Here is a 10,786-nt window from a genome sequence, read left to right as displayed (position 1 = left end):
CACAAAAACTGCACCTCCAATTGTTAGTTGTGTCTAACAATTGGGGTTCAGTTCAATTGAAGATCCTTTTTGTTACTTTTTAAATTAACGCACTCTTTAGTGCAACAAGGACAAATATAAAAATTTATTTCTAAATTGTAGAATCTTATTTTCTATCTACTACTCGACTAACTATTTCAGTTACGTTAGCTCTACTCATTTTTTCCTTCCCCTCTGTTAAAGCATCAAGTGTACCATGAGCAAGAGCTATCGGGATTTTACAAAAATTAAGGATCGGACCGGGTTTAATATCCTCCAAATAAACGTCAGCCAATGCTAGGTTACGTCGGGCGTACATAAACATATCTTCTAACTCCCATCCATCGGGAAAGAAATCCACACCTCGTTCCAAATCTTCAGCACGATTGCGAAGAATATTTACAGACTGTAAGCCACGACCGAAGGCTATAGCTAGATCCTTGTCCGTTTCAACAGCATCGTACCACTTCCAAATATCTGAGAGCATGACTCCTACCAAACCTGCAACGTAGAATGTGTATTCATTCAAACCTTCTTCATTCTGAATCCGCCACTCTTTTAAAGCCCAGTCGGCCATCCCCTTCGCCATAGTAGATGTGGCATTCGAAATATTTTCTACAATTGTTGGTGGACAAAGCTTTATCCAATCGCCAAATCGTAAGGTAACCTCCGGCAGGAGGGAGTTGTATGGGTGAAATAAAGCCATTAACTCCTTATTATTGAAGGGCTTTTTCAAGAGCTGGCTGATTGAAAGTAATAGATTATGTTTTGATTCCAATCGGAGTTGGGGGTGGTCTTCAATCTCGTCAATAGCTCTCATGCATAAGTAAGCAGATGTAACAGCTTCTTGTAATCCTGACGGTAGATGACTAATAGGAATAAAGAAGGTCCGGCTTGTCGCCATCAACATGTCTATTGCACTTCTATGTAAATTGATTGCTTTACTCATCTTGTTATGTCCCCTTTTTTGTCAACATGTTATATTTCTTTATTTTAAATTGTATTATCCCCACTATATAAAATATTTAATAATAAACATAATTTAAGCCCTAATTACTCAATAAACCTGCTCCGTTAGTTGAATAAAGATAAATAAAAAAGGATGCAGGAGTGACCCATCGTATTGTTCAACTCTTGCACCCTTTAGTTTAAGTGAAAATATTCACAATTTCCGTTGACATTTCAACTCCATATTCGCTCAAAAGTTATTTCATTGTTTTCTGTTTTTAGAAGATAAATATCTGGATTACCTAACTTATTCCAATCTTCAAAACCAAACTCTTTATTATAATACTTTAATAGTAAGGACATTATATTTCCATGCGTAACAATAATAGTATTTTCAACACCTTCATTTATAACGGTATTTAGAACACTTACAATCCGATCCGTCGCCTCTTGACTAGACTCTCCACCTTCGTACTTTAAGTCAAAATCCTCAAATGTTGCTCTTAACTTTTCAAACCAATCCGAAAGAGGTTTAGGACTTAACGAACGTTCTGCTAGTTCGGTGTTAATTTCTATTTCAATATTTAACTGATTGGCAAGTGGTTGTATCGTTTGGATAGCACGTTTATAAGGACTTGAAATTATTCGTTCAACTTTAATGTCAGAGAAAAAAATAGTCAAATCTATGGCTTGTTTTAAACCAATTTCCGTAAGTTGTGCTTCAGGTGGCTGTCCTTCAGCCTCACAATGCCTAATAACATAAATTTTCTTCAATTATACCACTCCAATATTATGTATAAAGTTAATATTACGATTGAATTGGAAGCAAAGCCTCGGCACATTTAATACTTTCCTTTAAATAAATTGGTGATTTGGGGTGTCTTAATATTTCTTCAGTAGTTAACCATAATACCTCTTCTACCTCATCAGGACTTTTAGGAAATGCATCACCAGATTCATATTCGACAAGAAAAACAATATCCACTACATTTTCATCAGTATCTGTAACGAAAGATGTACTTTGTACATAAGTTAACCTGTCTTTTACTTTCACACCGACTAATTCTAAAATTTCACGCTTTAATGTTCTTTCTAATATATCTGATGAATTTCCTATATCCACCTTACCTCCAACAAGGGAAAGCAGACCACCAGCATGTTCCTCTTTTTTGCTTCTTTCAATTATTAGCCACTTATCATTTTTCCTTATAGCACCTTCAACATTTACGATAAACCTTTTTAAGTACCCTCCCCCAATAAATTATCTTTATTACTTCATCAAAGTTTACTTATTTCCCTTCCAAAATATTTGTTTATTGAACTAGCCTGCCCTTTAGTTCAACAAGAAAAAAGGCACTTTACCTCTTCTAGATGTAATGCACCCTTTCGTTTAACACAAATTGACTTATCCTTGTGTTTTAAAAGTTTTATAATATTCGATACCTAAAATAACTAAACCCAAAATTGTAAAAATCACTCCTAATACGAATGGAACTCCTAAAAATAATGACTGTACAACTTCATCTCCATTTTGTTCCGACCCAAAGATTGCATGCCATAACTTTGACCTACTAGACCATTCCGTAATATGAGTTGCATATATAGTTCCAGATAAAATAATTGTTAATGTAGTTAATAAGCCACCTAACATTATAAATCCGCCTATTACTATCTTTTTCAAATTATCTCGCTCCCTGCATCAAAAAAGCTATTTATCTTTATAATTAATTCTATACTTTTAACTACAATCCTTCACAATCCAAAACTATAACTTTATCATTACTATGCATTTATCATCTCCGTTTTTCATGCATGTACTTCATCCATTTTTTTAGCTTATAACTACAAATAATATACCCGATACTTGAGAAGGCATTAACACCAACTGACAGCTTCCAAATAAGGGGATGTGAGGTATAGATACCTGCTACTATCCCTATAAATCCAAGTAACGTTAATTGAAATAACTGCTTTTTATGATTTTCATAAATAATAAATTGAAATTGTCTTCTTTGTTCGGTTTCCTTTAAATACTCTAATGTTTGTGGTGCATTTAAAAAATCTGTAACAGAATGAAAGATCTTAAATATAGGCTGTGACTGAATCCATTGCCAAATAAATGACCATTTATTATTCCCTTGTTTATTTAACCACTCCATAAAAACAGGTTTACCTAAATCAATGAGTTCCTCCTCCGGTGCCAAATTGCGGAGATTTCCTTCAATCGTTACGAAAGAGCGACCTAAAAAGACAAATCTTGTTGGAACCTGAATGGGGAGGGCTTGAATCATATCGTTCATTTCTAATTTTAATGCGATAAGATCCATTTCTTTTAATTGAGCAGGTTGGAAGGACATAAATTCAGCTAATAACCTTTCGATCGTTCTTGATTCAGCATCAGGGAGTAAAAATCCTAAATGAGACAAGCAAACAACAGCTTTGGCATAATTTTTAGAAAGCAAGCTTTCAATCAAACCTTGAAAATTAGCAGCATCCTTTTTGGTGATTTCCCCTACCATTCCGAAATCAAGTAAGATGATTTTTCCTTCCTTTGATACAAGTACGTTTCCTGGATGTGGGTCAGCATGGAACATACCAGGCTCGATCCATTGAGGAAGGAACACTTCGATGAGCCGTTGAGCCAACTCATGACGGCTCACTTCTAATTGATCTAAAGCCCCTACATTTGTGAGTCTTATTCCTTCAACCCATTCCATCACCAGTACCTTTGACGTACTAAGCTCCGAATACACAGAAGGAATTTGTACAACATCGACATCCTTAAATCGTTCTCTAAAATAGAGTAGGGCTGTCAGCTCTTTTGAAAAATCAAGTTCTTGTTCAATCACTTGTTTTAGTTCCTTAAACAAAACTTTTAAATTAATAAACCCTTTTGGAAGGGGAACAAAGTGATCAGCAAACCAAATGATGATCCCTAAAGTACGGAAGTCAATTTGTACAATCGAATGAATATGAGGACGTTGCACTTTAATAGCGACCTTTGTTCCATCTTTCAAAACACCTTTATATACTTCTCCAATCGATGCTGAAGCAATTGCATCTTTTTCGATCGAAAGTAAGTGATGCTTAAGTGGATTCCCCCATTCCATTTCAAGAATTTCCTGAATATCACTCCAGTTAGAAGGGGGAACTTTGTCTGTGAGATCTTGGATTTGGCGTATAAATGCATTGGGCAACAAGTCGGCACGAATGCTGAGCATCTGTCCGATTTTGATTAGCAAACCTTCTAATTCAAAAAGTGTTTTACGAAACCTTTCACCTATTTCCCCCCAAAGTTTTTCCCATTCAGATTCAGGCTTTTTCCGAATTTTATACCAATAAATTTGAATGAAGATGGAAAAGGACATAAATAGCACCTTTGACATCCGAACCAACTTATTCTTTGCTTTCACCATAAATCCCCTTCCCATTTAGTATTAACCTATCTTGTAGCATTCTCAAAGTGTAAATTTAACATATCCTTGCTCCACTAAACTGCCACTTTAGTACAACAAGAAAGTGCAATACCCCTTCTTGAAGTAATGCACCCGTTAATTCAAGAAGAATCAAGGTGCGTGTGTTTATTTATTATTATTCCAATCATTTTTATTAAGAGTGGAATGATAATATTTTAAATTTTCAATTTCAATCTCTCCAACAAATTCAAATCCACTTTTTTGAATAACTCTATTTGAACTAAAATTTTGTGTTAAAACAATTGCATTTAAAAGTTTGACATTTGTTTTCTCAAATAAAAATTTAATCAATCCTTGTACTGCTTTTGTTGTATATCCTCTATTTCTATAATGCTTTGATATAGCATAAGCAATCTCTCTATTAGGTCCAGGTAATTCTTCTTTAATGCCCGTATTACAAAATCCTATAAATTCGTCAGTTTTTTTTAATATAATTCCTAATTTTAGATAGTTTTGTATTTCAATATTAGGCACTGCTGAAAAGAACTTTTTGTTTGAAGGTATTTCATAATTTTTTACCCAGTCTAAACGTTGTTCTCTTGTCGATTTCCAATCAGGTAAATATTCATAAACTTCAGATTGAGAAGTAATTTCATAGATTGCATCTGCATCTTCTATCCTAAATTCTCGAAGAAAAATTTCTCCACAGTCTATTGTGAATAAATGGTTCAAGTTTTCATCCCCTAATTTCCTTATATTTCACTTACACCTAGACTTGTTCTAGGTACATTTCTTCACCAAAATGAACTATTCCTTCTAAAACAATGGGAAAAACTCACTAATTTTTACATACTTACAGAAAACCACCACACTAAAAGAATGATACTCACTGTCCCCCAAACTGTCGTTCCCACTCCCCACCAAACTATGGGTTTAGTTAAAATCTCCTTGCTTTCCATATTTCCTTTTATAAAAGCGAGCTTACTTTCCATATTTTTTTCATAGAAACTATAACAACAAATCCATTTATGATGAAACAACAGTTATCCAAAAGAATAAGTCCACTTTTATCCCCCCCTTTTTTGAATCACCTTACTAATATGCTGCTTTAGTTCATTTAAGAAAATGTACTATTCCTTCTTGAATTGGTGCACCCGTTAGTGGAATAAAATTAGTTACCTTATATTTTTCTTTTTATCAGATTTGACCCAGCCAAAAAAGATAATTATAGCAGTGACAGGTAGAATCGAAGGTACCCATTGGTACTCTGTTGGTAAAAGAAAAAATAGTACTCCTGAAAGTAAGATTACAGGTAGTACCCATATAAACCACATGCTAACACGTTTATTTTTAAAGCTAAGTTCGAATTCCTTCATACACATCCCCCTCCGTTTAAATACGACCATAACAAGAAGAAGTTTCATAAAACATATCTGTTTCTTTTTTGAAGTAACCTGCCCCTTTAGTAGAATATTAAAATAATATACTTATGAGCAACACATCATTACATCGTTAAAAGCATCCTCTGGAATATAAACTTTATTCCCTTCTATTTTAAAAGGAATATTATTCTCTCTCTGTCTATCAGAATCTATAACATCTAAAATATCTCCCCAACGTTCATATTCACCATTATAATGTCTTGTACTCCTACTTAAGATAATAAAAGAGTAATAATGTCATGAATTAGAACTTTTATATCATTTTAACTTCCATCATACCTTTATAATTAAAGATCCTTTTTGCTGCTTTTTTAAGTAACCCACATTTGGTTCAAAAGGCGAATGATTACTAAAGAAGCTTTAATGATTCAGTCCTTCAATTGTTTCAAAAATACTTGAATATACCTTTTTTATGTTTTCATCAGTTTTTTTATCATTATATAATCCAAAACCCCAACTTTTTAACGGTTTATCTTCATTAGTAGTAAGAACCCCAACAGCATAGTTATTGCCAGCAGTCCAATTCCAGGACTCATTAAATTCTGTTTCTTTTTCGGTAAAAGGGATGTGACTATTAGCTGTTATAAAAAAGAACGGAATAATTGAGTCTAAGTAAGTATTTGCATACTTGCTTTCAGATGCCTGAGGTAGATTTTCTTCTGTAATAAAGACAGCATCATAGGAGCCTATTTCATTGTCTGATAGTTTATCCAAAATTACTTTACTGAAAGTAACTTGTTCTTCTTTTACTTGTGGTGGTTCCCCAACTACTGCTATTCTTAAAGAATTCCCTTCATACAACTCGGAATCAGGACTTTGAATACAAGCCGATAATGCACATATTAGTATGAGAAATACACCAAATAAATAGATCTTTCCTTTTTTCATATTCCGTCCCTCACAATTCTATTGTTTAATAATACAATCCCTTATCGATAAGATTACAAGTACAGTTAATGAAAAGTTTAACTTTTTGTGTTCCTGCACTAACCTACCACGTTTGTTTAATAATGCTTACTGCTATTCAGGATGATTTTATTGAATAAATTGCTTGTTCAGCACCAAATCTGATAATGTTACGTTCTAATTCCATACCTACTCTTTCTAAGAGCCTACAAGAACTCTTATTTGCAGTTTGTGTTTCAGCAACTACTTTTGTAAGATTTAATTCGTTTAAAGCATAATGAATAATCAATTTAACTACTTCTGTTCCATACCCTTTCCCCCACCAATTTGGTAATAATTGATATGATATTTCAAGGTAAACGCCCTCGTGATGAGGGTCGAGAGAAACTAAACCAATAAAAATATCTGATCGCTTATCTCTAACAACCCAATAATAGGAAATGTCAGATGAATTATGCATAGAGTCTAATACTACTTGAATTGATTCTTCCTCCCGTATACCACCGAGAAATTTTCTTACATCCTGATTTACAAATAGTTTTTTCACATCAGGGTAATCCGCTTTTTTAAAGGTATTTATGAAACATCTTTCAGTTTCAAACAACTGAATTCATCCTCTCAGCCTTTATTTAATACACATATTATCATTCTAAAGCCATATTTTGTTAGTTGTTTCTTTTTTAGTTCAACCTTAAAATGCGATACATCTTTATTGAAGTATCGCGCTCTCAGTAGTTTAATAACCCAAAATTAAATAAGGGAATGTTTATGTTCAATTCTTATTCTATAATAGTTCATTATTCGTATTTGTTCTTCAGTTAATTTTTCTTTGTCCCAATACATATGCATTAAACTGTATTCAAAAAGTTCCTTTAATTTTATAAATAGAGGGAGATTTTCAATCATCTCTAGAGACAGTGTATTTTCCTCCTGATACCCTTCAATTATCGCATTAGATATAGACCGCCCATAGTCATCTATGTTACCGTTTCCCACAAATGAATATTCCAACGCACTGTATATTGGAACTGCTAAATCAAATATGTAAAAATGTTTCTCGCAATCTTGAAAATCTATCAATGTGTAAGTATTTTCACTATCTACCAATACATTTTCTAACCATATATCACCGTGTAACAAACCATAATTTGAATGATCTTTTGGAAGTCTTTTGGTTGTAGTTAGAATCTCGTCTGCAATTTCTCTAATATTGTTTTCTTCTATTGGAATATATTTAAGAAAATCATATTCTTCATTTTTATACCAATCGTTAATGTATTTAATGGACTCCATATTTTCAAATTTCTTCGATAAACAATGTAAACGACCAATTTGTCTACCTAATTCTTTTAACACCTTTGCATTCCATTGACTTCTAGGCAAGTGTACACCAGCAGCACCTTTATAAAGAACAGTTAGAACTTCACTCTCTAACGGAATCTTTTCAACGAATTTACCGTTTAACGATTGTATTGTTGTCGGTACCCCAAATCCTTCGTTATATAAAAAGTTGGTATAATTAACTTCTTCTAACTGTTCTTCGTATGTTTTATAGTTTGTTACTCTTGCAAAGATGCTCCCTTGCTCAGTCATACAACGAAATATTTCATTAGTAACTGATTCAATTGACAAAATTTTAACTGGATAAATTTCGTTGAGTGATTCAAGTATTTTCCGTTCCATAATAAACTTTACCGCCTTAATTATTTTATATTAGCAATATTCCGATTATAATAAAAACACCGATAAAATTCCCATATTAAACCATTCGCTCAGACTTTCTTATTCAAATAAACTCCCATAGTTGAATAAGTTCTCCAAGGACTGAATGAATCCTTTTTATAAATCTAGTTTACATTAGCGATGTTATCGGCACTAATGCACTTGTTATTCCAAGGTTTCCGATTATAAATTTATTGAAATTTTACATTATATTTTTCTGGATAGTTAAAAAAGTCACTGTAATTGTATCTTCCTATTAGGTCAAAAGTTTTCTTAGCATCATTAAATTCAAGTACAAAGACTTCTCCATGCATACCTGAATTGAATCTATTATCTATTATTGCTATTCTATTTTCTCCGAGTTGAACGACAGTTGATTCATTAGAATAAATATCTAATTCTGATTCTGATTCTGGTATATAATCGGCAGATGGAACTGGCTTTAATGCAATAATTATTAAACAAATTAGAATTCCAATCATTATTTTTTTAGTTGATGTATCAAACATATTCTCCCCCCATATTTCACTAATTTTACCATAATCACCCTAAAAATGTTCAACTACTACATTAGTTTGAAAAAGACCCCAAAATATTAAATGCATACTCTATACAAAACTATTAACAATAGGGATGTTGTCGGTACTGAAAAAGGATTTTCGGAGTATGAAAAAAAGAGGTTCACAAATATATTTCCGATTTAGTAGATACTGAGAGTCTTTTTTCTGAGGAAGATGTAGGCACTATCTCTCCTATGGGAGTAGGATTCGGATTCTTTTCCAGCAGATTTAAGCTTGATTTTTATAAAAAAGTTTGATCTTTTTCTACTTACGTTGTTTCACAATCGTGCTCTATAGCTGAAGATCGTTACTTGACTATATATACGAACTGTGAAGTATTTAATTCACATCATTTAACCAATACATGCACCCATTTCTTCTCATTCAATATGATGTATTTGGAGGAGTGATGACTATGCCATGGCAGCAAAAAATTAGATATCTGACAGGTCAACCAGTTGGTGTTTCCTTTATAAATGGACAGGGGACATCAGGTATTTTGTGTGGTACATCTGATGGTAAAATTCTTGTAATGGAATATTTGTACCAAACTCAATTTGCTTTAAAACAATATGATTTTTTTATGATTCAAGATATAAATGGATTTCCACCCTGTCAGAATCAACAACCATTATATTAAAGAACGTACCTCTCTTATTGAGGGATTTTTTCTAACTTTGCATTTTCTATCAATTCTATCTTTTCTAAACCCGAAATAAGCACTTTTCATTGTTCCAGAAAAGCGCTTAATTGCTGAGTACCCTGTAGAGTAGACACTTTTTAGTGCTATTGTTCTCTTTTTTCAACAAATAACAAAATTAGTGTTGCCAATGGACCTAGTACAAGGGAAATCAAAAACCAGTTTAATCCCGACCTATTCTTCCCTTGTGCAAGTGCAGCATTAATCAATGCAAGTGTACCCCAGCCAACATAATATTGGTTATCCATCATTTCCCCCCCTATTTGCGTTAAAACCACCTTACTTTAAGTGCTTTTTTCACAGAGATTAGTACAAATAAATGTAGTTTATACGAAGTGTCTCTGTACTGCGCAGCAAATGTCCTTCTTTGTTATTATTCTTGTTCAAAATAGCGCTTTATTGTTGAAGAACGTTATTTACCAATACACCTTATAATTTAATAACGATATTTAAAATTATTTCAAATAGTAGTGAACATACTAATAACCAAATAATTTCTATGCTTATAAAAGAATCTAATACACTACATTGCTTTATCTCAGCTATATTTTTTGAAACCTTTAAATTGATTGGTAAAAAATACAGAGAAAACAAAAACCCTCCTGAAAGTGAAATACAAAGATGGATAATTACCAAGTTAGAGGTTAATTCTGCTACTGCACTCCCGATTAAAAAGAAAGGAACACCAGCCCATATAAAGAATGTTAATGCTAATAAAAATGATGCCATAATGACTAACATAAAGTTTTTTTTAAGCACTTTTGAATAGTTATAAAAATATAAGCTCATCATTATTCCCCCAAAAACTATTAAATACTTCCTACTTTTATTCGAGAATCCTATACATTTACAATCTCTTCCTAATTTTAACATGATTTGCATTTTTGTTTTTCAACAATATGCCCGATTGTTGAACATAAGTTAAACATCGATCTTGAACTAAACTGCCACGTTTGTTCAACAAGATCCCTCAGAATCAGGTGTATATTGTATAAAAAACTAGTTTAATAATTCTAATTATCGGTACCAAAAAAAGACATTCTAGTGAAGATACTTTTTTGTTGCTAGTTAAAG

The 10,786-nt window shown here is 32.7% G+C and carries 15 protein-coding genes; 1 reads left to right on the top strand and 14 read right to left on the bottom strand.

What is annotated here, in order from left to right; genetic code table 11:
- Positions 1-145 precede the first annotated feature (145 nt).
- The 12 genes from AC6CHR_RS06995 to AC6CHR_RS06940 all read right to left on the bottom strand — a co-directional run bounded on the left by AC6CHR_RS06995 (position 146) and on the right by AC6CHR_RS06940 (position 8,961).
- A complete protein-coding gene (locus AC6CHR_RS06995) occupies positions 146-967 on the bottom strand; it encodes a squalene/phytoene synthase family protein (protein ID WP_498247830.1) in 822 nt (273 codons plus the stop codon).
- Positions 968-1,200: 233 nt separating this feature from the next.
- Positions 1,201-1,740, bottom strand: a complete 540-nt coding sequence (locus AC6CHR_RS06990) for a histidine phosphatase family protein (protein WP_498247829.1) — start codon at positions 1,738-1,740, stop codon at positions 1,201-1,203.
- 34 nt (positions 1,741-1,774) lie between these two features.
- On the bottom strand, positions 1,775-2,224 hold the full coding sequence (locus AC6CHR_RS06985) for an NUDIX hydrolase (RefSeq protein ID WP_498247846.1): 450 nt from the start codon (positions 2,222-2,224) through the stop codon (positions 1,775-1,777).
- A 147-nt stretch (positions 2,225-2,371) separates the two neighbouring features.
- The gene (locus AC6CHR_RS06980; RefSeq protein ID WP_498247828.1) at positions 2,372-2,647 is read right to left on the bottom strand and encodes a hypothetical protein; all 276 of its coding nucleotides are present in this window, start codon (positions 2,645-2,647) and stop codon (positions 2,372-2,374) included.
- A 112-nt stretch (positions 2,648-2,759) separates the two neighbouring features.
- Positions 2,760-4,382 carry an ABC1 kinase family protein gene (locus AC6CHR_RS06975; protein ID WP_498247827.1) on the bottom strand — a complete coding sequence of 541 codons (1,623 nt, stop codon included), beginning with the start codon at positions 4,380-4,382 and terminating at the stop codon, positions 2,760-2,762.
- A gap of 165 nt (positions 4,383-4,547) precedes the next feature.
- Positions 4,548-5,114 carry a GNAT family N-acetyltransferase gene (locus AC6CHR_RS06970; protein ID WP_498247826.1) on the bottom strand — a complete coding sequence of 189 codons (567 nt, stop codon included), beginning with the start codon at positions 5,112-5,114 and terminating at the stop codon, positions 4,548-4,550.
- Positions 5,115-5,557: 443 nt separating this feature from the next.
- Complete coding sequence (locus tag AC6CHR_RS06965; protein ID WP_498247824.1) at positions 5,558-5,758, bottom strand: hypothetical protein; 201 nt, start codon at positions 5,756-5,758, stop codon at positions 5,558-5,560.
- 111 nt (positions 5,759-5,869) lie between these two features.
- Positions 5,870-6,043 (bottom strand): hypothetical protein, encoded by a 174-nt coding sequence (locus AC6CHR_RS06960; protein ID WP_498247845.1) that lies wholly within the window; start codon positions 6,041-6,043, stop codon positions 5,870-5,872.
- Between the two features lie 141 nt (positions 6,044-6,184).
- On the bottom strand, positions 6,185-6,712 hold the full coding sequence (locus AC6CHR_RS06955) for a hypothetical protein (protein ID WP_498247823.1): 528 nt from the start codon (positions 6,710-6,712) through the stop codon (positions 6,185-6,187).
- 136 nt (positions 6,713-6,848) lie between these two features.
- On the bottom strand, positions 6,849-7,334 hold the full coding sequence (locus tag AC6CHR_RS06950) for a GNAT family N-acetyltransferase (protein ID WP_498247822.1): 486 nt from the start codon (positions 7,332-7,334) through the stop codon (positions 6,849-6,851).
- 146 nt (positions 7,335-7,480) lie between these two features.
- Positions 7,481-8,413 (bottom strand): phosphotransferase enzyme family protein, encoded by a 933-nt coding sequence (locus tag AC6CHR_RS06945; RefSeq protein WP_498247821.1) that lies wholly within the window; start codon positions 8,411-8,413, stop codon positions 7,481-7,483.
- 230 nt (positions 8,414-8,643) lie between these two features.
- On the bottom strand, positions 8,644-8,961 hold the full coding sequence (locus tag AC6CHR_RS06940; RefSeq protein WP_498247820.1) for a hypothetical protein: 318 nt from the start codon (positions 8,959-8,961) through the stop codon (positions 8,644-8,646).
- A 466-nt stretch (positions 8,962-9,427) separates the two neighbouring features.
- Here AC6CHR_RS06940 and AC6CHR_RS06935 point away from each other — a divergent pair, with 466 nt between their 5' ends.
- The gene (locus AC6CHR_RS06935) at positions 9,428-9,652 is read left to right on the top strand and encodes a hypothetical protein (protein ID WP_498247819.1); all 225 of its coding nucleotides are present in this window, start codon (positions 9,428-9,430) and stop codon (positions 9,650-9,652) included.
- Positions 9,653-9,798: 146 nt separating this feature from the next.
- On the opposite strand, the gene AC6CHR_RS06930 is transcribed toward AC6CHR_RS06935, so the two are convergent.
- Positions 9,799-9,960 carry a hypothetical protein gene (locus AC6CHR_RS06930; protein WP_498247818.1) on the bottom strand — a complete coding sequence of 54 codons (162 nt, stop codon included), beginning with the start codon at positions 9,958-9,960 and terminating at the stop codon, positions 9,799-9,801.
- Positions 9,961-10,141: 181 nt separating this feature from the next.
- A complete protein-coding gene (locus AC6CHR_RS06925) occupies positions 10,142-10,501 on the bottom strand; it encodes a hypothetical protein (protein WP_498247817.1) in 360 nt (119 codons plus the stop codon).
- Between the last annotated feature and the right edge of the window lie 285 nt (positions 10,502-10,786).

It is taken from the genome of Metabacillus sp. GQ13, from assembly GCF_059758525.1.
Note: the sequence above shows the minus strand (reverse complement) of the source record. Positions and strands in the feature narration are given on the sequence as shown.

Bases quoted from the DNA above. Each gene is read 5' to 3' on its own strand.
- AC6CHR_RS06975 (WP_498247827.1), bottom strand. From the start codon at position 4,382: ATGGTGAAAGCAAAGAATAAGTTGGTTCGGATGTCAAAGGTGCTATTT.
- AC6CHR_RS06945 (WP_498247821.1), bottom strand. From the start codon at position 8,413: ATGGAACGGAAAATACTTGAATCACTCAACGAAATTTATCCAGTTAAA.
- AC6CHR_RS06965 (WP_498247824.1), bottom strand. From the start codon at position 5,758: ATGAAGGAATTCGAACTTAGCTTTAAAAATAAACGTGTTAGCATGTGG.
- AC6CHR_RS06940 (WP_498247820.1), bottom strand. From the start codon at position 8,961: ATGTTTGATACATCAACTAAAAAAATAATGATTGGAATTCTAATTTGT.
- AC6CHR_RS06995 (WP_498247830.1), bottom strand. From the start codon at position 967: ATGAGTAAAGCAATCAATTTACATAGAAGTGCAATAGACATGTTGATG.
- AC6CHR_RS06925 (WP_498247817.1), bottom strand. From the start codon at position 10,501: ATGAGCTTATATTTTTATAACTATTCAAAAGTGCTTAAAAAAAACTTT.
- AC6CHR_RS06930 (WP_498247818.1), bottom strand. From the start codon at position 9,960: ATGGATAACCAATATTATGTTGGCTGGGGTACACTTGCATTGATTAAT.
- AC6CHR_RS06955 (WP_498247823.1), bottom strand. From the start codon at position 6,712: ATGAAAAAAGGAAAGATCTATTTATTTGGTGTATTTCTCATACTAATA.
- AC6CHR_RS06935 (WP_498247819.1), top strand. From the start codon at position 9,428: ATGCCATGGCAGCAAAAAATTAGATATCTGACAGGTCAACCAGTTGGT.